Origin of the sequence: Alistipes sp. D31t1_170403_E11 (assembly GCF_015553985.1) — a bacterium.
Taxonomy (GTDB): domain Bacteria; phylum Bacteroidota; class Bacteroidia; order Bacteroidales; family Rikenellaceae; genus Alistipes; species Alistipes montrealensis.
The window spans coordinates 542101-566061 of record NZ_JADNHQ010000001.1; the positions used below are offsets into that span (position 1 = coordinate 542101).

Genomic DNA, 23961 nt, shown 5'->3' on the forward strand with positions numbered 1-23961 from the left:
AGATGAAAACGCTGAAAACAATCATACTCTTCGCCGCGGCGGTCTGCCTGAGTTCCTGCCTGAACGACTTTCTGGAGGCAGAGACCGAGTCGTCGTTCACAGGCGAGGCGATCTTCTCCGATCCCACGCTCGCCACGGGAGCCGTGATGGGTATCTACGAGTCGATCAACTACAACTCGTTCAACGGCCGTCTGTGGGCTTATCACGGGTATAACAACGACAGCGAACGGCATCTCAGTTCCACGTCGGGCGTCACGCCCGCCCAAAACGACAGCCATTCCGCCTATGCCGTCTACAAATACAGCGAGACGGACAACTATTTCGGCGACGCTTTCTCCTACGCCATGATCGCTATCGAGCGGGCCAACAACTGTATCGAGGGACTGCGCACCTACGGCAACACGGAACACAATGCCGACCTGGCTTACCTGCTGGGCGAGGCGCTCTTCCTGCGCGCCTGGATTTACTACGAACTGGTGGGTATCTGGGGCAACATCCCGGCCCGCTTCGACGCGCTCTCCAACACAAACCTGTATGCCGGGCGCGCCGACCGCGACGTGATCTGGAAACAATTGCTCACCGACCTGGAGGAATCCGCGCGGCTGATGCCGTGGCCCGGTCAGGGCGTCACGAGCACGGTATTGCGTCCCAACCGCGCCGCCGCCAAGGCATTGCGCGCCCGCATCGCCCTCACGGCAGGCGGCTACGCCTACCACCTCTACGGCGAACTGAACACCGCGCAACTGAGCGCCGACCCCGAACTTACGGTCGAGAAGACCTACACCATCGCCCGCGACGAGTGCCGCGAAATCATGCAGCACGAAGGCAGCGGATTCATCCTCGAAAACGACTTCGCCAAGATATTCAAGGACAACTGCGCCGTGAAAGTCTCGGCCGGAGGCGAACCCCTCTGGGAACTGCCCTTCAAATACAATTCGCGCGGCAACTGGATGGTTGCGGCGGGCGTTTACCACCGCGGCCCGGGCGGCAGCGGGACCATCTCGTCCGACAGCGACCCCTATACCAGCGTCTACATGGGCGGCACGATGGGCGTCGTGCCCACGCTCTATTACGATTTCGACGTAAAGGACAAGCGACGCGACATCTCGGTCGTAGCATTCCGCTGGGCCGACGGCGTACAGGAACTGACGCGCCCGAGCATGATGACCGGCGGCAAGCTGCGCGCCGAGTGGAAAGACCCGTCGATGGCCAAATTCTCGGCAAACGCCAACGACGGCATCACGCCCATCGTGCTGCGCTATGCCGATGTACTGCTGATGTTCGCCGAAGCCGACAACCGCCTCAACGGCGGTCCGACCGACGACGCGAAACAGGCGCTCCAGCGTATCCGCGAGCGCGCTTTCGGCACGTCGCAGGCCGAATACGTCGCCTCGGTCTCCGGCTCGGAAGCCGACTTCCTGAAAGCCATTCAGACGGAGCGGCGCCTCGAATTCGTCGGCGAGATGATCCGCAAACAGGACCTCATCCGCTGGAACCTGCTGAAGGCCAACATGGACCAGGTAAAGCAGGACATGTACGACCTCAGGACACTCTCGGGCAACTATGCCGACGTTCCGGCTTACGTCTTCTGGAAATACAAGAGCAACGCCGCCGGAGAGCGCGAAATCGTCTGGTACGGACTCAACCGCGGCGAAACGGCGCCCGGAACCGAAGGACAGCAGGTCACCGACCAGGCGGCACTCGATGCCTGGATGAAAGCCGGGGGCTGGCGCAACTGGAATCCTTCGGGCAATGCCGAAGCCGCACCCGCCACTCCGTCGCTGTGGATCACCTCGTCGCCCACGTCGGGTTACCTCTCCGACGCTTACATCGAAGCACAGTACCACACCGACCCGGACCGCAGGCTCGACATGCCGCTGCCCTCGTCGGTCATCATGAACAGCCAGGGCCACCTGAACAATGCCTCACTGGGCTATAACAACTAAAACCGTGCGACCAACCATGAAAAACGCTATCCATATCCTGAAACTACTCGCCGCGGCCGTACTGGCAACAGGACTCGGAGCCTGCCAGGATGCCGCCGTCGAGGTGTACGATGCTTCGCTGAGCAGCCTGCTCCGCCCCTCAGCAGTCAGGGCAATCGCCAACGATTCCGAAAACATCACCGTCTCATGGCGCGGCGCGGCCGGTTCGTTCCGGCTCGAATATGCCCTGAGCGCCGATTTCGCAGGCGACATCGCCGTCATCGAATCCATCGAAGGCAACAAATACACTGTCGGAGAACTTGCAGAAGCTACGAGTTACTACTTCCGCGTAAAGAGCCTATCGGACAAAACGGGCGTCTCGTCGTCGGAATACTCCGCCGTAGCAACGGCCCGGACGCTCACCGAACCGAAGATACCGAACGTCAAAGCCACCTCGGAAATGGTTTACACCACTACGCCGTGGTCCGTAACCTGCACCGTGACGATGACCTGGGGCGACAGCGAAACCGAGCCGGAAGCCATCACCGAGGTACGCGCCACACCGACCGAAGGCGGCGAACCGCTTCTCTTCCCCGTTTCGGAAGAGGAGGCCGCGGCGCAGCAAATCGCATTCAGCGAAGGCGTGCTCACCGACACGGAATACTCGCTGGAACTCTACGCCGGGAAGAAGATGCGCGGTTCGTGCACGCACCGCACCGTTCCGGGACCTGTTCCGGCGCTCTACGCCTCGGCACATCTCGACTTCACGACCGACCCCGTCAGCGCCTCGGCGGAAATTCGCTGGGAACTCTATTACGTCGAACCCGAAACGCTCTCCGAAATCGTCCTCGCGCGCAAAGGTTCCGAAACGCCCGAACAGCAGGTTCCCGTCACTCCGGCCGACATCACCGCAGGCTCGATGACCGTGACGAACCTCGCACCCGGCGCGGAATACACCGCTACATTGAAAGCCAAGGACGGGCAGGCGGTCGCCTCGTCCGAATTCACGACCCCCGCAGCACCGTCATCCGATGTGATCGTAGCACGTCCGGGCGATGACCTCGCCGCGATCATCAGCGATCCCGACCGCCAGCGCGACACCGTCTACCTCGTGGCAGGAGAATATACGTTCACCGAAAATGCGCCCGTAGTAACGCGCAACCTGGTGCTCACCTCGGACGATCCGTCGCGGACCGTCGTCAACGCCGGAACCGCTTTCCGCGGCTCGGGGACCTTCGATCGCCTCGTATTGCGCAACATCCGCTTCAACTGCGCGACCTACCTGTGCCAGATCACCAACACCGATTACGACATCGGCCTCTACCGCATCGAAAACTGCATCGTGGACCTCAATTCGGGCGCCACGGGCAATTCGACGCTCTTCAGCACTTCGGGTACGGCGGCAAACGCCTCGCTGCAAATCCTGCGGACGTTCGAAGTCGAAAATTCGCTGGTCTTCGCCAACAAGGGACAGACGCAGAATATCGTCTACACGATGTCCTCGACCTCGGGTATCCCCCGGTTCGGCAAACTCCTGCTCCGCAACTCGACCTTCGCCAACTGTGCCCGCGGACTGGTGGCGAACTCCGGACCGGAAGACTATGCCTTCGAAGTCACCATCGAAAACTGCACGCTCTACAACATCGCGTGCGGCGGAAACTACGCGGTGGTCGACATCCGCAACAAGGGAAATGCGAACCAATCGAAACGCTCCGTCTCGCTGCGCAACTCGATACTCTGGTTCGGCGGGTCGAACTATAAAATACTCCAGTTTGCCGGAAGCGGCGAGGGGCAGTATGTTCCCAAGGAGCAGATCGACTGCGCGAACTTCTACCACTTCGCCGCGCAGACCCCGACGTTCGGGTCGAGCGCCTACAACATCGCCGATCGGATGACCGCCTACAACGGCGCGCCCGCCGACCTGTGGCAGAACCCCATGGCCAACCCGTCGGCGGCCGGAGCCTCGTTCCGGATCAAGGACCAGTCGGTACGTGCCGCACAGGAAGCAGCCGGAACCACACTCGGCGATCCCCGCTGGGAATAAAGCATACAAAACGATGAAACGAACCTCTCTCATAGCCGCCATCTGCCTGCTCGCCGCCTGTACGGACGGCGGGCAGCGGCAGGGCGCTCCGCTGAGCGCTTCGCGCAACGACGAAGCCTCCTTCGAAGCGGTCGAAGGGACGACCGTGCGGCTGGAAGAATACCTGTGCGTCACGGGCGGCACGCCGCCTTACAGCTATGCAACCTCGCTGCAGGGAGATTTCACCCCCACACTCGAACGCACCGTACCGACGCCGGAACATTCCCCCGTCGAATACGGCGTCTACGCCTGCGACAGCGAAGGCAACCGTACGAAGAACCCGGTGGTCGTCTCGCTGCAAATCCGCCCCGCCGCCGGAGAACGGACACCGGCGTTCCCCGGCGCCGAGGGCGGCGGACGCTACGTCACGGGAGGCCGCGGCGGCAAAGTCTACTACGTCACCAACCTGCTCGACGCCTACCCCACGCCGCCCGAGGGATCGCTGCGCTGGGCGCTGACGCAGCCCGGCCCCAAAATCATTATGTTCAAGGTCTCGGGCGTCATCCCGCTCGCAGCGAAACTCTACATCCGCAACGACGGGCGTTACGCCGGGCAGGGATGCGACATCACCGTTGCGGGCGAGACCGCCCCGGGCGACGGGATTTGCCTGAAGAACTGGCCGCTGGCGATCACCTATGCCGAAAACGTCATCGTCCGCTTCCTGCGCTTCCGCCTCGGGGACGAATTCGACACCGGATCGGCGCAGGACGCCTGCGAAGGACAGAGCAGCGACGGCGTGATCCTGGACCACTGTTCGATGAGCTGGAGCGTAGACGAGTGCGCTTCGTTCTACCGCAACCGCAATTTCACGCTCCAATGGTGCATCCTCACCGAAAGCCTGCGGTTCTCGACCCACGAAAAAGAGTCGCCGCACGGTTACGGCGGCATCTGGGGCGGCCGCGACGCATCGTACCACCACAACCTCATCTCGCGTCACGACAGCCGCAACCCGCGCTTCGACGCCGCATCGAGCTATCCCGAGGCCTATCCGGCTTCGGAATGGCGGGGCAACGTCGATTTCCGCAACAACGTCGTTTACGGCTGGGGAGGCGAGGTCTCCTACGGCGGCGAAGGAGGGCACTTCAACCTGGTGAACAACTACTACAAGGAAGGCCCCCACTCTCCGGCCCGCAACCGGTTCCTGACGGCCTACGCTGCAACTTCGCTGACACCGGCAGGCATCCCGGCAGCCTATCCCGAGATTTATATCGACGGAAACCGCTACATGACCCGTTCAGGCACGGGACTGTCCCGTATCGAAACGGACAACTACAACGGAATCGTCTGGTCGGGCGCCGGAGGCGAGGGAATGCCCTCACCGCCGGGGCGTATTGCGGAACTCCCCATCGGGGGCACGACGGGCCACACGGCGACGCAGCGCGCCGACGAGGCATTTCTCTCGGTCGTCGAAAGCGCAGGGGCATGGCCGCGCGACAAGGTGGACCTGCGGGCTGCGACCGATGCCCTCGACGGCACGTCGACAGGATATACAGCCTCGGCAGAACCGAGCAAGGCGGGACTGATCGACACGCCGTCGCAGGTCGGCGGATACCCCGTCTACGAAACCGCCGAAGCCCCCGTGGACAGCGACGGCGACGGGATGCCCGACGCCTGGGAGCAAGCCCGCGGACTCGACCTGTCGGATGCGGCCGACGGCGCGGCCTACACCCTTTCGGAAACCTATACCAATATAGAGATATATCTGCACGAATGTGCCGCGGCACTGCTCCGCGGAAAACGCATCAACGAAAAATAAACAACAAACTTTTTAAACTATTCAACGACATGGTAACCCGATTGACCAAAGGACGACTCAAAGTCACGATTTCTGAAACCCGCGCCGAACTGGGCGAGGTGGCGGCCCGCGAGGTGGCGGCATACATCCGTTCACTGCTGGACACCAAACCCGAAGTGAACATCATCTTCGCTTCGGCCCCCTCGCAGAACGACTTTCTCGCCAACCTGCTGCTGGAAGAGATCGACTGGTCGCGCATCAACGCGTTCCACATGGACGAGTACATCGGCATCGACCCCCATGCCCCGCAGGCGTTCGGGCAGTTTCTGCGCGACCGCATCTTCTCGAAAAAGAACTTCAAATCGGTGAATTACATCGACTCGAAGGCCGCCGATCCGGCTGCCGAGTGCGAGCGTTACGCCGGACTGCTCAGGCAGATGCCCGCCGACATCGTATTCCTGGGCATCGGCGAAAACGGCCACCTGGCTTTCAACGATCCCCACGTGGCGTTCTTCGACGACCCGCTCTCGGTCAAGACCGTCGACCTCGACCCGACGTGTATCCGCCAGCAGGTCAACGACGGCTGTTTCAAGAGCATCGAAGAGGTCCCGACGCATGCTTACACGATCACCATTCCCGAACTGCTGTTCGTAAAGAAACTCTACGCCATCGTGCCCACCATCGCCAAGGCAAACGCCATCAAGGGCACGTGCGACGGCCCGATCGTCACATCGTGCCCGGCATCGATCCTGCGTACGCACCGCGACTGCACGCTCTACGTGGACCGCGACAGCGCTTCGCTGGTAAACAAGTAACCTAAAAAGGTACAGAAAATGAAAAATTTATTAGTAACTTGCATCTGTGCGCTGCTGGCGTTTCCGGCAGGAGCCGCCACCCGGCACGTCACCGCGGGCGACGACCTGGGACGGGCGATCCGCACGCTCAAAGACAATGACACGCTCGTGGTCGCGGCAGGCAGCTACACCATCGAAAGCACGCTGCCCGTAAAGCGTAATACGGTCATCGTAGGCGAAACGGGTGCACGCCCCCGCATCGCTATCGGACCGTTCCGTATCGGCATCGGGGCCGAGCACCTCGTACTGCGGGGTCTCGCCCTGACGCTCGGCAGCAAATTCCTCGTCGACACCCCCTCGGAAGGGAGCGTGGAGATCGGCCTTGTCGCCATCGAGGATTGCACGGTCGACCTGGGCGGCGACACGGGCGCCGGACTGGTCGGCAGCCGTACGCCCGGCTCCGGACGCAACCGCATCGGAGAGATTCGCGTGAAGGACTGCGTGGTCTTCAACGGAGGGTTTCCGCAGCACTTCGTCTTCTCGGCGGCCAGCACGTCGCAGACCGAGGTGGGAAAAATACAACTCGCCAACAGCACTTTCGCCGATATGGCCCGGGGAGCCATCGTGACCAACGCCGCCATGCAGACCCGGATCGAGATCGACCGCTGCACGTTCTACGACATCAACCGCGCGGACAACAATGCCGGAACGATCCGGCTGAGCAATGCCGCAGCCGACATTCGCGTCACGGAATCGGTCTTCACCTTCGCAGGTCCCGCCAGCCGCTTCATCGTCGTGGGTCCCGGCAGCAAAGTCGAAGTGGAGAATAGTTACGCGACAGGCGAACTGGCCTCGATACCCGGTGCACGCGGACTGAAACGACTCGCCGCAAAGGCTGCCGAAGCCTACGAAGCGCCCGCCCGCAATCCGCTTGCGGAAGGGGCATCGCTACGCCTCGGCCAAGATATGACGCCCGGTCTCCAGATCGGGGATCCCAGATGGAACAAATAAATGAAATGAATATGAAAGTCAATGGATTAAGATGGATCATACTGAGCCTGATCATGCTCGTATCCATCATCAACTACCTCGACCGCGGTACGCTCAACTACATGTGGGTGGCCAACACCAAAAGCGAATACCCGGCCGACAGGGCAGTCTTCGATGCCGCAAGCGGCACGTACACACTGACCGCCGCAGACGGCACGACGATCGTCGCGGCTGCCGACCGTGTCGCACAACAGGCCGACGGCAGCTACGTCTACACCGCCGTAGGCGGCATCGCCGCCGAGCTGGGAATTCTCGACCCCGCCATGCCCGAAGCCGAATTCAAAGCGCAGTCCAAAAAACTGCTGGCCGACATCACGATCTTCTTCATGATCGCCTACGGCCTGAGCCAGCTTTTCTCTGGAAAACTCTACGACCGCATCGGCACACGCCGCGGCTTCGCCTTCTCGGCCCTGCTGTGGGGCGCAGCGGACGCCTTCACGGCCTTCGCCGCCGGATTCAAATCGCTCACGGCGTTCCGCTTCATGCTCGGGCTGGGCGAAGCGGGACCGTGGCCCGGCACGACCAAGTCCAACGCCGAATGGTTCCCGACCAAGGAGCGGGCCCTGGCGCAGGGGTTGTTCAACGCCTCGACCTCGGTAGGCTCGATCCTCGCCCCGATCGTCATTTCGTTCCTCTACCTCGCATTCGGCTGGAAAGCGACCTTCGCCGTAGTGGGTTCGCTGGCCGTATTGTGGATCATCCCCTGGCTCTGGGTCAACAAGAAGGGACCCAAGGAACACCCCTGGATCACCGACAAAGAGCGCGACTACATCCTCTCCGGCCAGCCCGAGGGGCACAAGACCGAGCCCTGCCGCTGCAAAAGCTGGGGCGAGCTGCTGCGCGAACGGAAAAACTACGCGCTGATCGTGGGCCGCTTCTTCATCGACCCGGTCTGGTGGATTTTCGTAACGTTCATCCCCATCTACCTGATCGAAGTCTTCAACCTCGACATCCGCGAAGTGGCCATGTCGGCCTGGGTTCCCTACGTGGGTGCAGCCATCGGAGCCTTTGCCGGCGGATGGTTCTCGGGATTGCTGCAAAAGCGCGGACGTTCGCTCAACTTCGCCCGCAAATGCTCGATGATCGTCGGCGTGTGCATCGCCCTGCCGGGCGTCGTGGGGGCTACGATGGCTTCGTCGGCAACCTTCGCCGTGGTGATGATGGCCCTGATCCTGGGCGGCTACCAGTTCGTACAGTCCAACCTGATGACCCTGGCCGCCGACTTCCATTACGGCCGCACGGTCGGCTCGCTGGCCGGCCTGGGCGGAGCCGCAGCCGTATTGGGAACCATCCTCGCAATGATCGTCGTGCCGATGATCACCCGCGCGGGCTGGGCTCCGTTCTTCGTTTTCGGCGGCCTGCTCTTCCCCGTATCCATCCTCGCCGTATTCCTGTTCGGCGGACGCATCCAGAATATCGACGAAGAAAAACAGCAATAACATGAAAACCTTACTTTCCATTTTCGGACTGCTGGCATGCTGCCTTCCTGCGGCAGCCGAAGCGCCCCACCGGGTGAAGATCGTCAACGCGGCAGTGGTGATGCCCTCCCGAGTCGTGGAAAACGCGACGATCCTGATCGAAGACGGCCGCATAGCAGCCGTCGGAGTGGACCTCAAGGATGCGTTCGAAGGCGCCGAGGTCATCGATGCCGCAGGCCGCTACGCCGCCCCCGGCTTTATCGACGTGCACTGCCACGGCGGCGGGGGCCACGACTTCTCGGACGGCACGGTCGAAGCGATGCTCGGCGCCGCCGAAATGCACGCACAGCACGGCACGACGCTGATCTACCCCACCACCGCTTCGTGCTCCAACGCCACGCTTTTCAGCCTGTTCGACACTTACCGTAAAGCCGCGAAGCGAAACACGCGCGGCGCAGCGTTCGGCGGCATCCACATCGAAGGCGGCTATCTCTCGATGGAGATGAAAGGCGGACAGGACCCGCGCTACATCAAGAATCCCACGCCGGAAGACTATAACGCCATCCTTGCCAAAGGCGGCGACCTGATCGCCCGCTGGACCTTCGCGCCCGAACTGCCGGGCAGCGCGGCGCTGATCGGCGAACTCTCCCGCCGCGGCATCCAGATGTCGATGGGCCACACTTCGGCGCTCTACGACGAGGCCGTCGACGCCTACGACGCCGGCGTGAACAGCATCACCCACTTTTACTCGATGTGCTCGGGCGTCACACGCCGCAACGCCCTGCGTTACGCGGGCGTAATCGAGGCGGGCTACCTGCTCGACGGCATCTACGTCGAGACCATCGGCGACGGCATCCACCTGCCCGAACCGCTGCTCCGGCTGATCTGGAAAGTGAAAGGCCCCGACCGCATCGTCGGTATCACCGATGCCATGCGCGGCGCGGGTATGCCCGACGGCCCCACCATCCTGGGCAGCCTCGACGACGGCATGGCGGCCATCATCGAGGACGGCGTAGCCAAACTGCCCGACCGCAGTTCATTCGCCGGATCGGTCTGCACGACGGACCGCGTGGTGCGCAACTACGTGACCAAAGCGGGCGCTTCGCTGCCCGAAGCGGTACAGGTGATGACGCTCTCCCCGGCACGGCTGATGCACATCGACGACCGCAAAGGCTCGATCGCCCCGGGCAAGGACGCCGACATCGTGCTTTTCGACGAAGGGATCGACATTTCGCTGACGATGATCGGCGGGAAAGTCGTCTACCGGAAATAGGAACCGGAGAACACCCGGTTGTTAAAATCAAAGAAGCCGGAACAGGGGAATACGCATGTATTCCCCTGTTCCGGTTTGTCGGTGTTATGCGGAAATCGCCGCTTACAAAGAAATGGTTTTTGATTTCAGGGGAACGGTTTGCGTTTAAACGAAGTGTGGCACGGATGGGTAGTATCGAAATACGTCCCATTCGTGCCACACGAGAGCAAGCGTAAAGATGCCCGCTGAAATCGAAAACTATCGCAGGAAGAGCAGTTCGCGGTATTTCGGCAGCGGCCAGATCTGGTCGTCGACGATCTCTTCGAGCTTGTCGATATGGCGGCGGATCTCGTCGAAGCAGACCGCGACGGTATCGTGGTAAGCGATCGCTTTTTCACGCGGGTCTTCGATCCGGTTGGCCACCTTGCGGGCGTCGACCATCTCGTCGGTGAGTTTCTGGATCGAAGCCGTATGGTCCTGAATCCGCTTGATCAGTTCGATGTCGGGCGCAGCGTTCAAACCCGGAATCTGCGACATCTTATAGACTTTGTCGAGCAGCACCGCCTCGTATTTCGAGGCGATGGGCACGATGTGATTCATCGCCAGGTCGCCCAACACGCGGCCCTCGATCTGGATTTTCTTGGTGTAGGTCTCCCACTTCACTTCGGTACGGGCTTCGAGCTCGACTTTGGTGAAGACACCCATGTCGCCGAACATCTTGAGGCTCGCCTTGTCCAGGTAGCGGTCGAAGATCAGCGGCGTAGAGGTCTCGCAGTCGAGGCCGCGCTTCTTCGCCTCGGCCTTCCATGCGTCGGAATAGCCGTTACCGTCGAAACGGATGGGCTTGCAGGCCTTGATCATCTGTTTGAGCACCTCGTAAATGGCCTTCTCCTTCTTGGCGCCGGCCTCGATCTTGGCGTCCACAGCCTTCTTGAATTCGGTCAGTTCGTTGGCCATGGCCGAGTTGAGTACGATCATCGCCTCGGCGCAGTTGTCCGACGACCCCACGGCGCGGAACTCGAAGCGGTTGCCCGTGAAGGCGAACGGCGAAGTCCGGTTACGGTCGGTATTGTCGAGCAGCAGCGTCGGGATATGCGAAATACCGCTCATCTTGAAGACGTTCTTGGCATCGAACCGGATGGCATCGTCGCCCTTTGAAGCGGCCAGCTTGTCCAGCACGGCCGAAACCTGTGTCCCGAGGAAGGTCGAGATGATGGCGGGAGGCGCCTCATTGGCGCCCAGGCGATGGGCATTCGTAGCGCTCATGATCGACGCTTTCAGCAGCCCGTTATGCTTGTATACCGCCGCGATGGCATTGACCAGGAAGGTGATAAACTGGAGGTTCTCCGAAGCGGTCTTGCCCGGGCCCATCAGGTTCACGCCCGTATCGGTTCCCAGCGACCAGTTGTTGTGCTTGCCCGAACCGTTGATACCCTTGAAAGGCTTTTCGTGGAGCAGCACCCGGAACTGGTGGCGGCGGGCGATCTTATCCATGATAGTCATCAGCAACTGGTTGTGGTCGTTGGCCAAGTTGGCCTCCTCGTAGACCGGAGCCAGTTCGAACTGATTGGGAGCTACCTCGTTGTGACGGGTCTTGACCGGAATACCCAGTTTCAGGCACTCGTATTCGAGGTCCCGCATGAAGGCCATCACGCGCGTCGGGATCGCCCCGAAATAGTGGTCTTCGAGCTGCTGGTTCTTGGCCGATTCGTGGCCCATGAGCGTACGGCCCGTAAGCATCAGGTCGGGACGCACGGCCCAAAGGCTCTCGTCCACAAGGAAGTATTCCTGCTCCCAGCCCAGGTAGCAGAAAACCTTCTCGACATTCTTGTCGAAGTAGCGGCACACCTCCGTGGCGGCCTTGTCGACGGCCGTCAGCGAACGCAGCAGGGGGACCTTGTAATCGAGCGCCTCGCCCGTATAGGCGATAAAGACCGTGGGGATGCAAAGCGTCGTATCGACGATGAAGGCGGGCGACGTGGGGTCCCAGGCCGAGTAGCCGCGGGCCTCGAACGTATTGCGAATGCCGCCGTTGGGGAATGACGAAGCGTCGGGCTCCTGCTGCACGAGCAGCTTGCCGGAGAACTCCTCCAGCACACCGCCCAGGCCGTCCGGCTCGGCAAAGGCGTCGTGTTTCTCGGCAGTACCGCCCGTCAGGGGTTGAAACCAGTGGGTATAGTGGTCGGCGCCGTGCTCCAGCGCCCACTGGCGCATGCCGGCTGCGATGCTGTCCGCAACTTCACGCGTAAGCGGAGCGCGTTTTTCCATCGTTTCGAGCAGGACCGCATACGTGCGCTTGTCGAGATACTTCCGCATGGCCGCACGCCCGAATACCTTCTTCCCGAAATAGTCGGAAGGGCGTCCCTCGGGGATTTTCACTTCGACGGCCGTGTGATTTATGGCCGCATCGACCATCTTGAATCTGAGTAATGATGACATATACCTGACTGATTAAGGATTAGTGTTCGTAAGAAAAACCGCGCGGGGAAGAACCCAATAATTGCAAACTAAAACCTAACCAAAATTCAACCGGACAACTGCCTCTCGGCAGAACGTGCCGACCTGACTATCCGGGGCGCTCCCCCGCTGCGGTACAACTTTTGTTCCGGTTACAAATGTACGAATAATTCCAGAATATTCATTTTACAAAACCACTATTTTTTCGAAAAACAGTCTATTTTTTCATCATTTTTGCGAAAAACAACTCATTTTTCACGCATACACCTCGAAATTTTCAGCATTTTTCGGAAAAATACACCCATTTTCACACCAACTACTGAAAAATATCAAATTTTGATTTTTCAGAAAATTAAGGGTATTTAGACCAAAATTACACCAAATAACCTCTAAAATATTAATCCCGGTTTTGAAATGCCCGAAAATAAAACAGACACCGGAATCGACAAAAAATCCGGCGCACTGTTATTTTAGTAACAATTTCTTGTTACAATTAAGTAATTAATTTGTACCTTTACGTGCAATTTTGAAACATATCGAAACTATACTCATACTAATCTCTAAATAGTCATGGCAAATACCAAACGTGAAAAGCTGTTCACCGAGTTCCCGCCGGTTCCGACCGAGAAGTGGGAGGAGGTGATTACAGCCGACCTGAAAGGAGCCGATTACGAGCGTAAGCTGGTGTGGCGTACGGGTGAAGGATTCAACGTCCGCCCCTACTACCGCGCCGAAAACCTCGAAGGCATCCAGTTTCTGGGCTCGCAGGCAGGCGAGTTCCCGTACGTCAGAGGTACGCGCAGCCACAACCGCTGGAACGTACATCAGACCGTCGAGGTAAAATGTCCCAAGGAGGCCAACGCCGAAGCGCTGAAGCTCCTCAACTCGGGCGTCGACTCGCTGGGCTTCTCGATCGCGAAGGAAGGCTTCACGGCCGAAGAGCTCGACCAGTTGCTCGACGGAATCTCGATCCCCGCGATCAAAATCACCTTCTGCGGCGTGCAGACGGGTAGCATCGCCGACCTGGTGATCGCAAAACTCGAAAAGGAGGGCCTTGCAGCCGACGCGCACGTGGCGTTCTCGATCGACCCGCTCGTGAAAGGGCTTTCCCAGAAGGGCGAATTCTGCTCGCCCAACGGCGAGAAGTGCTTCGCACGCATCGCATCGCTGATCGAAAAGACCCGGGAGTACAAGCACATCCGCATCGTGACCGTTTCGGCCGGCATCTTCTCGAACGCCGGATCGACCATCGTCGAGGAGCTCGCATTCGCACTGGCCGCCGGTAACGACTACATCGCCCGCCTGACGGACGCCGGTGTAGACGCCGAACTGGCCGCCCGCAAGCTGCGCTTCTCGTTCGCGGTGACTTCGAACTACTTCCTCGAAATCGCCAAGTTCCGTGCGGCACGCATGCTGTGGGCCAACATCGTCAAGGGTTACAATCCCGCGAAGAACTGCGCCTGCAAGATGTACATCCACGCCCGCACGGCGGACTGGAACCAGACCGTTTACGACCCCTATGTAAATATGCTCCGCGGCACGACAGAGGCTATGTCGGCTATCATCGCCGGTGTACACTCGCTGGAGGTTACGCCGTTCGACAACGCCTTCGAAACCCCGACGGAATTCTCGAAGCGCATCGCCCGCAATGTCGAACTGCTGCTCAAGCACGAGTCGCACTTCGACCAGGTCGTAGACCCCGCAGGCGGTTCGTATTACGTCGAGAACCTCACGCAGTCGATCGCCGCCGAGGCCTGGAAGCTCTTCCTCGAAATCGAGGAGAAGGGCGGCTATGCCGAGGCATATAAGGCCGGCTTCATCAAGGAGCGCGTAGCCGCTTCGGCCGCCGCCAAGGACAAAGCGATCGCAACGCGCCGCCAGACGCTGCTCGGCGCCAACCAGTTCCCCAACTTCACGGAGGTCGCCCCGAAGGAGATCACGGCAGAAGCCGTTACCCGTCCCGTTGCCGAAGGCAATGTCCTCGCACCCTACCGCGGCGCCATGGCCTTCGAGGCGATGCGTCTGCATGTAGACCGCTCGGGCAAGCAGCCCAAAGCGTTCATGCTTACCTGCGGCAACCTGGCTATGGCCCGTGCCCGCGCCCAGTTCTCGTGCAACTTCTTCGGCTGCGCCGGAATCCGCGTACAGGACAACACGTTCTTCAAGTCGATCGAGGAAGGCGTGAAGGCCGCACTCGAATCGAAGGCCGAAATCGTGGTAGTCTGCGCTTCGGACGACGACTATGCAGAGGCCGCGCCGAAGGTGAAGGAATTGCTTGCAGGCAAGGCCATCCTCGTGGTTGCGGGCGCTCCCGCATGCACGCCCGAACTGGAGGCCCAGGGCATTACGAACTTCATCAACGTGAAGTCGAACGTCCTCGAAACACTGAAGTTCTACCTTAAAGAGATGGGAATCTAATCATGAGAGCTAAATTTTCAGAACTGACATACGAAGCAGGCGGGCAGAAAAGCTGCTGCGCCTCGAAAGGCTGCGGACAGGTAGAGCCGTGGCTGACGGCCGAGCGTATTCCCGTCAAGGGCGCTTACACGGCCGAAGACCTCGAAGGCATGGAGCACCTGAACTATGCGGCAGGTATCGCCCCGTTCCTGCGCGGCCCCTACTCGACGATGTACGTGATGCGTCCGTGGACCATCCGCCAGTATGCCGGCTTCTCGACCGCCGAGGAGTCGAACGCATTCTACCGCCGCAACCTCGCCGCAGGCCAGAAGGGCCTGTCGGTAGCCTTCGACCTCGCTACGCACCGCGGCTACGACGCCGACCATCCGCGCGTGGTGGGCGACGTGGGCAAAGCCGGTGTGTCGATCTGCTCGGTGGAGGACATGAAGGTGCTGTTCAACGGCATTCCGCTCGACCGGATGTCGGTGTCGATGACCATGAACGGAGCCGTGCTGCCCGTACTGGCCTTCTACATCGTGACCGGACTGGAGCAGGGCTGCACGCTCGACCAGTTGGCCGGTACGATCCAGAACGACATCCTCAAGGAGTTCATGGTGCGTAATACCTATATATATCCGCCCGAGTTCTCGATGCGCATCATCGCCGACATCTTCGAGTACACGTCGAAGAACATGCCCAAGTTCAACTCGATCTCGATTTCGGGTTACCACATGCAGGAGGCAGGCGCCACGAACGACATCGAGTTGGCTTACACGCTCGCCGACGGTCTGGAGTACCTCCGTGCCGGCGTCAACGCAGGTATGTCGATCGATGCCTTCGCACCTCGTCTGTCGTTCTTCTGGGCTATCGGCATGAACCACTTCATGGAGATCGCCAAGATGCGCGCCGCGCGTATGCTGTGGGCCAAGATCGTCAAGCAGTTCAATCCGAAGAACCCCAAATCGCTGGCTCTGCGTACCCACTCGCAGACCTCGGGATGGTCGCTCACGGAGCAGGATCCGTTCAACAACGTGGCCCGTACGGCTATCGAAGCCATGGGCGCCGCCCTGGGTCACACCCAGTCGCTGCACACCAACGCCCTGGACGAAGCCATCGCCCTGCCGACCGACTTCTCGGCGCGTATTGCGCGTAACACGCAGATTTACATCCAGGAAGAGACCAACATCTGCCGCGAGGTAGACCCGTGGGCCGGTTCCTACTACATCGAGACGCTGACCAACGAGATCGCCCAGAAAGCCTGGGAGCGCATCGAAGAGGTCGAGAAGCTGGGCGGTATGGCCAAGGCCATCGAGACCGGCATTCCGAAGATGCGTATCGAGGAGGCCTCGGCCCGCAAGCAGGCCCGCATCGATTCCGGCGAGGAGAAGATCATCGGTATCAACGAATACCGCCTGGAGAAAGAGGCTCCGATCGACATTCTCGCCGTGGACAACACGGCCGTGCGCGAAAGCCAGATCAAGCGTCTGCAGGAGCTGCGCGCCAACCGCGACGAGGCCGCTGTGAAGAAGGCGCTGGCCGCTATCACCGAGTGTGTGAAGACCAAGCAGGGCAATCTGCTCGAACTGGCCGTCGAGGCCGCCAAGGTCCGCGCGTCGCTGGGTGAAATCTCCGATGCCTGCGAGGTTGTCGTAGGCCGCTACAAAGCTGTTATCCGTTCCATTTCAGGTGTATACTCTTCAGAAGTGAAAAACGACAAATCGTTCGAGCGCGCCAAGGAGCTGTGCGCCGAATTCGCCAAGAAAGAGGGCCGTCAGCCGCGCGTCATGATCGCCAAGCTCGGCCAGGACGGACACGACCGCGGCGCCAAAGTGGTTGCCACGGGTTATGCCGACATCGGCTTCGATGTCGACATGGGTCCGCTGTTCCAGACTCCGGAAGAGGCCGCCAAGCAGGCCGTCGAGAACGACGTGCATGTTGTCGGCGTATCGTCGCTGGCCGCCGGCCACCTGACGCTCGTGCCGCAGATCATCGCAGAGCTCAAGAAGCTCGGCCGCGAGGACATCATCGTCATCGTCGGCGGCGTGATTCCCGCACAGGACTACGACCAGTTGTACAAGGACGGCGCCGCCGCCATCTTCGGCCCCGGTACGCCGATCGCCACGGCAGCTATCAAGATGCTCGAAATCCTGCTTGCCGAATAAAGGGCACAACGATTCTCTCAAATCCCCTCCGGAGTATTTCGGAGGGGATTTTTTGTCCGGGAAACACCAGAATCGGAGTTTTTACGTTATCTTTACAGGCAAAAGAGACAACTAACACCAACGCCTATTCACATGAAAAAAATCCTCATCTTGCTGCTCGCATGCAGTGCCGGCATCCAGTCGCAAGCTCAGGCTCCGGAAGCAACCGATACTCCGGAAACTACCGCAACACAGTCCCTCGTCTTCCCCGAGCCCGAATTCGTCGGCCAGACTTTAGCCATTCGCACCGACAATAAGGCCGAACAGCTCGTCCAGGAGAGCCTGACTCCCCGCCACCGTTCGTCCACCGGCCAGAAATTATTCGGTATCGGAAAGGACCATATCGACGAAATGACCCTGAAGGGTCCCCGGGCCTTCGTCCGGTTCAAAAAAGACGACGGCATCGCATTTATCATCCGCGTTCCGGATAACCAGATCGACCCGATGTCGGTAATCAGCGTCTTCCGGTTCAAGGTCAAAAAGAAAATGCGGATCGCCGAATACGCGTCGGTCGGAACCTTCGGCGACCAACAGAGCAACACGCTGGAGCGGCAGCCCTTCACATCGCGCCGCTTCGGGGGCAGTTCCTACCTCATCATCCTCAAAGATGTACAGGCAGGCGAATACGGCATCACGGTCGATGCGCTCGGCAGTCTGAACGTCTCGACATTCGGGGTCGACGAATAAAACACAATTACGAAAAAGCCCGCGTCGTGTATAACCGGACGCGGGCTTTTTCGTTGAATGGCTCCGATCAGAGGCAGGCTTCCAGAATCCGGCGGGCCATGGCTCCGTCGACATTCTGCGCCTCGCCGAACTTGTCGCCCGCAGCATTGAAGCGGCGTTCGACCTCAGCAATCGTCTGCTCGTCGATCCCCTCTTCCGAAAGGCGCGTCGAGAGGCCCAGCGAACGGAAGAACGCTTCGTTGGCCGCAATCGTGCGGTCGATGCGCTCCTCGTCCGATCCCTCGGTGATGCCCCAGATGCGTTCGCCGTATTGCAGCAGTTTGCCGCGTTTTTGCTCACGCAGCACCCGCAGGGTCCCGTTGATAACGATAGCCAGCGTCGCGCCGTGTGTGAGCCCGTGCAGCGCCGTCAGTTCGTGGCCGATCATATGCGTCGCCCAATCCTGCGTCACTCCCATGCGGATCATGTCGTTCAAGGCCAACGTCGCCGAAAGCATGTATTCCGACATTACGTCGTAATCGCGCTCGTCGGCCAGCGCCTTGGGAGCGATCTCGACCACTGTATGCAGGATGCCTTCGGCCCAGCGGTCCATCAGGCGCGACTGATCGGGCGTAGTCATATACTGCTCCAGCACGTGCACGAAAGTATCTGCAAGTCCGCAGGCTACCTGACGCTTCGGCAGCGAATAGAGCGTCTCGGGATCGAGAATCGAAAAGACCGGGTAATCGCCGTAGAAAGCGTATTTTTCCTTGGTTTCGTAGCGTGAAATAACTGCTCCGGAATTCATCTCGGAGCCCGTAGCCGCCATGGTGAGGACCGTAGCCAGCGGCACGGTCTTTTCGGCCTGCCCCTTGAGCACGATATCCCACGCATCGCCGTCGTAGAGAAGTCCCGCAGCGATGAGTTTCGTACCGTCGATAACCGATCCGCCGCCGATCGCCAGCAGGAAATCGACCTTCTGTTCCTTACCCAGTGCAATGGCTTCGCGCAGGGTCTCGACGGAAGGATTCGCCTCGATACCCCAGAACTCGACGAAGTCACGGCCTTCGAGCGCGGCAACGACCTGGTCGTAGACACCGTTGCGCCTGACGCTGCCGCCGCCGAAAGTCAGCATGATGCGCTTTCCGGCGGGAATAAGTTTCGGCAGACGGGCAATCTGGCCCTTGCCAAAAACCAGTTTGGTAGGATTGTGATAGATGAAGTTATTCATGGCGAATATGTTTAAGTGATACAAAGCAGTGTGCATGCCGGACGCAAACCGGATTTGCCGGAGTTTCATCCGTCCAAGCCGAAGTTTACCCTCAGCAAAGATACGAAAAAGCCGGACAGATACAAGGCCGGATTGCATGCGGCCCGGCAAAATCCTCCGACCAAAAAGCGTCGTCACGACACCAAAGATAGCAAAAAGAACGCCGGAACGGAAGAAATCATCCGACATTTGCCAGAGATGCCTCCGAGAGTTCGATCTAACGCTCTTACGGCCAACATTTCCCAAATCATTACCTTCTATACACAAATAAGGTTGTAACTTAAAAAGTTACAACCTTATTTAAGATGAGTATTCCATCGGGTATGCGGCAGGTACACCGCAATCACTCCAAATTAAAAGTACTTGCCGCGCAGGTCCTGAATTTTTGCCATCTGCTGGATCGCCGGAATAGCGAACTGCTGGGCTACGCCCTCAGCCATAGCCTGAGCACGAACCTTCTCGCCTTCGGCGGTCTGCTTGTCATCGGCCGTGATATCCTCGACTTCGAAGACATAGACACCCGAAAGGCCCTTCACGGGAGCAGACAGCGCACCCTTCTCAGCCGATGCGATAGCGCCGACCAAACGGGGCTCCATGCCTACGCCGTTCACGTAGAACGATCCGAAGGTCACATCCGAAAAGTCTTCCACCTCCGAACCGAGGCTTGCGGCCTGCTCGGCGAGGGTCGAACCCGAAAGGTTCTTGACGATATAGTCGTATTTTTTGTCACGGAGCAACTGCGCACGGATCTGGGCCGCAACCTTATCTACCGGAGCATATTCGTTGTCGTCGATCTCAGTCAGCGTAGCGATCACGTAGTCCTTGCCTACATTGAAAATCGCCGAAAGGTCGCCTTTCTTCGCGCCATGCGCCCAGCGGGCTACCTCACGCGAATCCTCCAGACCGCGGATCGTACGGTCGCTCTGGGCGATCGAAGCGATGCGGGGAGTCACGGCAGCCGTCGAAGCGGCATCCGCAAACGCGCTGGGTGCACCTTTGGCGTTGACCATGAAGGAACCGGCCTGGTTGTGCACGTCGCGGCGCGTAGCGGCCGAAGCCTCCACGGGATAGGTGATCGTAGCCACCTGCACATGCTTCGAAGGCTTGTCGGCGCGGTATACCTGCATCAGCTGAATAGCGTCGCCGGAAGCAATCTTCACGATATCGCCCTGCTTGGCATTGGCAAGAGCTGCGGCAAACTCACCCGAGAAGGCCGAGAAAGGCAGCACGCCCACTTCACCGCCATTGGCAGCCGTCGCATCGTAAACCGAATACCGGGCAGCAGTCTGTGCGAAATCAGCACCGTTTTTCAGCACCGTCAGCAGGCTGTCGGCAAGTGCTTCCTGCGTATAGGGCAACACGATGTGGCGCACGCCTACCGAGTCGGGAACCATCTTCGTATCGAGTACGCGGGCCATCGTCCATTCGTTGTTCTTCAGCACGGGACCGTACATCTCACCGTTCATCAGCGCCTTGGCCTCCTCGTCGGAAAGCTGGGCCGCCGTGACATAACCTTCGGCGATCTTGCCGTTGCGATTACCGCGAACGAAGGTTTTCACCTCCTCGGCGGCGGCAAACTCCCGGCCTACCTCCATGACGTTCTTCTCGAGCGCCAGCATATCGTCTTCCGTAGGAGCTACCTCGAATACAACGTATGAAATCGTACGCGACGGGGTCTGCTTGAACTGGTTCTTATGGCTGTTGTAATAAGCCTTCACGTCGCTCGACGAAACGTTGACCAGCGAGTCGGGAACAGCCGAGAACTTCTTGCCGGCCCATTTGCCCGAAAAAGTCTTGTTGGCAGCGTCGACACCGCGGGCAACCTCCAGCGAATTGACGTAAACACCACCCTTCACCAAGCCGAAGTATTTCTGCACCTCACGCTCCAGACGGGCCTGCTCGTTGAGCTGCGCCCATGCACTGGCAGCCTCCCGGTTGGTCTCGGCCTGCGCGAGGAACTGGCTGATGGCAGCCACGTTGTACTCACCCGTACGCGGATCGGCAAAAGCATTGTAGAAAGCCTGCGAAGGATGCTGACCGCTGACCATGGCCAGGCGCTCGGGCTCCGTAACGCGGAGACCCATCTGATCGAAACCAGGCGTAAGCACATGCTTGGCGATCAGCGACTGCCACGCGGCATTGGCCAGCATAGCCGACTGCTGTTCGTCGCTCTCCTGTACGTTGTTCTGCGACTTGATCTGCTCGTACTGCTCGTAGTACTCCGAATAGTTGATCTTCTCGCCGTCGATCACGCCGACACGCGGGTCGTTACCCGAGAAACCCATTTCGGTCTTCAGAGAGAGGATGAATGCCAAGAGGGCCAGTGCGATAATGATAGAAAGCACGATGCCGAACTTGGTTCGTAAAGTGTTTAAACTTGCCATATAAATTGTTAATTATTCGTATTGTTTCGAATTATCAGCCAAAGGTAGTAAAATTAATTGTAAAACGAACAGAATAAAAGTAAAAATATACGTACGACGTGCAGCCGCGATTACAAGCCCGAGCCGCGCCAGACCGCCGTTCAGGCGGGGACTCGCCGAAGAAGCCCGGCAACGCGGCGGAAAGCGGCTGCCGCTACAATTTTTTCACCCGCGCCAGTTCGATGCGCGAACGCGTCGTGCGAAGAATCCGCAGTTGCAGGCCGCCGATGAAAACCGTCTCCCCGGCGGTGGGAATACCTTCGTAATTATAGATGATGAAGCCGGCGAGCGTATCGTATTCCTTACTCTCTTCGATACCCAGGCTGTACTTCTCGTTCAGGTATTTCACCTCCAGGCGGCACGAGAGAACATACTCGTCGGGGCCGACCTGCTTTTCGGTGAGGTCCGGGATGTCGTGCTCGTCCTCGATTTCGCCGAAAATCTGCTCCAGCACGTCTTCGAGGGAGATGACGCCCGCCGTACCGCCGAACTCGTCGATCACGACCGCGATATTCGAGCGGTGCTTGATGAAATTTTCCAGCATCAGTTGCAGGGGCATGGTCTCGGGGACGAAATTTACCTCCATCATCACGTCGGCGATCTGCCGGGGCCGCGTAAAGAGACTTTTCGAATTGACGTAACCGACGATGTTGTCGATCGACTTGCGCCAGACGAAGATGCGCGAATACTTCGAATCGACGAAGCGCGCCGTGAGTTGCTCGATCGAGGTGTCGTCAATGTCCACGGCCTCGACATCCACACGCGGAACCATGCAGTCCCGCACGCGCAGGTCGGCGAAATCCAGCGCATTCTGAAAAAGTTTCAGCTCGTTGTCCGGCTCGGAATGCTGCTCCGAATTGTTCGAGTCGAGCAGCGCCGCAAGGTCCTCGCGGTCGAAACTCGGCGTGATGTTCTTCTCCTCGACACGACGGCCCAGAAGGCGCAGGATGCCGTGGGAAAGCAGCGTCGTGAAACGCGCTACCGGGTAGAGGACGATGTAGAAAAAGTAGATTACCGGCGCCAGCGCGCGGTAGTAGAAATTGGGGTTGTTTTTGAAGATCGACTTGGGCAGGAACTCGGCGCAGAAAATGATGATGATGGTCGAGATGGCGGTATCCACGGCGACCGAACCGCTCCGGGCGAGTTGTTCCCACCCCAGCGAAGCGTAGATTCCGCGCAGGAGCATCGACATCGACAACGAGTAGACGACCAGTGCGATGTTGTTGCCGACGAGGATCGTGGTGATATACTGCCCCGGATGGCGGGCGAAAACCTCGGCGATCTGGTCGAACATGCGGTTCTGCTTGCGGTCGATCTCCAACTTGAGGCGGTTCTTGCTCGTGAAGGCAATCTCCATCCCCGAAAAAAAGGCCGACAACAGCAGCATTACAACGATCAGGATGACGGTAGTAAGCATCGCGTTCAGTTTTTGGGTTTTCCGGACTGCGGTTCGGCGGAAGCCTTCACATCGTGCGAAGCCGGACGGGCCTCCGCCTGGAAGTCGTCCATCTTTCGCAACGACTTGACCGGAGCATCCGCCTTTTCAGCCCGCTTTTCGGCCATCCCGTCAGGAACTTCCCGGGCAGGAACGGCCTCAGGCGACACCGAAGGAGCCTTCGCGGGTTCAGGTTTTACATCCGCAGGGCGGGATTCGGCCGGCGGACGCACGGCCGTGGAATCGGAAGCCGTGGAATCGGCGTTCTGCTTCATCTCGACCTCCATGCGGCCCTTCATGCGGCGGAAGCGCCAGTCCTTGAACTCTTCGTCCGATTCGAAACCTTCGCCGATGAAGACATCGCGGCCGTTGTTCTGCACGATCTTCGAATCGACGTTCGAATAGATTTTCTTGGTCCGCGCATTCCAGAACAGTTGCTGGGTGTAAAGGGTCTTACCGTCGGATTTTTCGACGACAACGTTACCTTTGGCCTCCCACAATTCGCGGTTCTCGTAGTAAATGGCGTAGTTGGCTGTCAGCACAGCGTCGACAGTCGTCAGCGAGTCGTTTTGGTAGGTGGTGATTTTCACCCCCTTGCGGAACTCACGGTAAGGCTCGCGGCCCAGTGAATATCCTTCGAGCAACGGCGTCACGAAATGGTAAGACCGGCGGCCGTTCTGCGACATCACGACCGAAAGGTCCTCGCTGTATTCGGTCATCAGGGCCTCGTCGGAGCCCGACGTATGGCCCGCATCCTTGCCCGCACATGAGAATAGCAAGATAGCACTCCCCGTCATGGAGAGTGCTACCCTGATCATTCTTATCATGCGTTTTCCCATCGAAAAACCCTATCGG

Annotated in this window: 15 protein-coding genes; 10 read left to right on the top strand and 5 right to left on the bottom strand. The window is 59.3% G+C overall.

The window, feature by feature from the left end; all coding sequences use genetic code 11:
- Positions 1-2 precede the first annotated feature (2 nt).
- From I2E69_RS02120 to nagA, 7 genes are read left to right on the top strand one after another with little or no spacing between them, the layout of a single operon-like run.
- Positions 3-1946: a RagB/SusD family nutrient uptake outer membrane protein gene (locus tag I2E69_RS02120; RefSeq protein WP_195458495.1), complete on the top strand. Its 1944-nt coding sequence runs from the start codon at positions 3-5 to the stop codon at positions 1944-1946.
- Positions 1947-1962: 16 nt separating this feature from the next.
- On the top strand, positions 1963-3969 hold the full coding sequence (locus tag I2E69_RS02125) for a DUF5123 domain-containing protein (protein ID WP_195458496.1): 2007 nt from the start codon (positions 1963-1965) through the stop codon (positions 3967-3969).
- A gap of 13 nt (positions 3970-3982) precedes the next feature.
- Complete coding sequence (locus I2E69_RS02130; protein ID WP_195458497.1) at positions 3983-5764, top strand: polysaccharide lyase family 1 protein; 1782 nt, start codon at positions 3983-3985, stop codon at positions 5762-5764.
- Positions 5765-5793: 29 nt separating this feature from the next.
- Positions 5794-6558, top strand: coding sequence for a glucosamine-6-phosphate deaminase (locus I2E69_RS02135; protein WP_195458498.1), 765 nt, complete (start codon positions 5794-5796; stop codon positions 6556-6558).
- Between the two features lie 18 nt (positions 6559-6576).
- Positions 6577-7548 carry a hypothetical protein gene (locus I2E69_RS02140; protein WP_195458499.1) on the top strand — a complete coding sequence of 324 codons (972 nt, stop codon included), beginning with the start codon at positions 6577-6579 and terminating at the stop codon, positions 7546-7548.
- Positions 7549-7559: 11 nt separating this feature from the next.
- Entirely contained in the window at positions 7560-9026 is a 1467-nt protein-coding gene (locus tag I2E69_RS02145; RefSeq protein ID WP_195458500.1) for an MFS transporter, read from the top strand.
- Between the two features lies 1 nt (position 9027).
- Positions 9028-10278 carry an N-acetylglucosamine-6-phosphate deacetylase gene (gene nagA / locus I2E69_RS02150; protein WP_195458501.1) on the top strand — a complete coding sequence of 417 codons (1251 nt, stop codon included), beginning with the start codon at positions 9028-9030 and terminating at the stop codon, positions 10276-10278.
- 237 nt (positions 10279-10515) lie between these two features.
- Here the strand turns inward: nagA and I2E69_RS02155 are convergent, their stop codons facing one another.
- Complete coding sequence (locus I2E69_RS02155; RefSeq protein ID WP_195458768.1) at positions 10516-12672, bottom strand: glutamine synthetase III; 2157 nt, start codon at positions 12670-12672, stop codon at positions 10516-10518.
- 612 nt (positions 12673-13284) lie between these two features.
- Here I2E69_RS02155 and I2E69_RS02160 point away from each other — a divergent pair.
- From I2E69_RS02160 to I2E69_RS02170, 3 genes are all read left to right on the top strand, one after another.
- The gene (locus I2E69_RS02160) at positions 13285-15132 is read left to right on the top strand and encodes a methylmalonyl-CoA mutase family protein (RefSeq protein ID WP_195458502.1); all 1848 of its coding nucleotides are present in this window, start codon (positions 13285-13287) and stop codon (positions 15130-15132) included.
- A 2-nt stretch (positions 15133-15134) separates the two neighbouring features.
- Positions 15135-17273, top strand: a complete 2139-nt coding sequence (gene scpA / locus I2E69_RS02165; protein WP_195458503.1) for a methylmalonyl-CoA mutase — start codon at positions 15135-15137, stop codon at positions 17271-17273.
- Between the two features lie 132 nt (positions 17274-17405).
- Positions 17406-17999: a hypothetical protein gene (locus I2E69_RS02170; protein WP_195458504.1), complete on the top strand. Its 594-nt coding sequence runs from the start codon at positions 17406-17408 to the stop codon at positions 17997-17999.
- A 67-nt stretch (positions 18000-18066) separates the two neighbouring features.
- Here I2E69_RS02170 and I2E69_RS02175 read toward each other — a convergent pair whose 3' ends face one another.
- From I2E69_RS02175 to lptC, 4 genes are all read right to left on the bottom strand, one after another.
- Positions 18067-19209, bottom strand: coding sequence for an iron-containing alcohol dehydrogenase (locus tag I2E69_RS02175; RefSeq protein ID WP_195458505.1), 1143 nt, complete (start codon positions 19207-19209; stop codon positions 18067-18069).
- A 392-nt stretch (positions 19210-19601) separates the two neighbouring features.
- A complete protein-coding gene (locus tag I2E69_RS02180; RefSeq protein ID WP_195458506.1) occupies positions 19602-21632 on the bottom strand; it encodes a peptidylprolyl isomerase in 2031 nt (676 codons plus the stop codon).
- A gap of 193 nt (positions 21633-21825) precedes the next feature.
- Positions 21826-23088 (bottom strand): hemolysin family protein, encoded by a 1263-nt coding sequence (locus I2E69_RS02185; RefSeq protein WP_195458507.1) that lies wholly within the window; start codon positions 23086-23088, stop codon positions 21826-21828.
- 5 nt (positions 23089-23093) lie between these two features.
- The gene (lptC, locus tag I2E69_RS02190; RefSeq protein WP_229095329.1) at positions 23094-23924 is read right to left on the bottom strand and encodes an LPS export ABC transporter periplasmic protein LptC; all 831 of its coding nucleotides are present in this window, start codon (positions 23922-23924) and stop codon (positions 23094-23096) included.
- Positions 23925-23961: the final 37 nt, after the last annotated feature.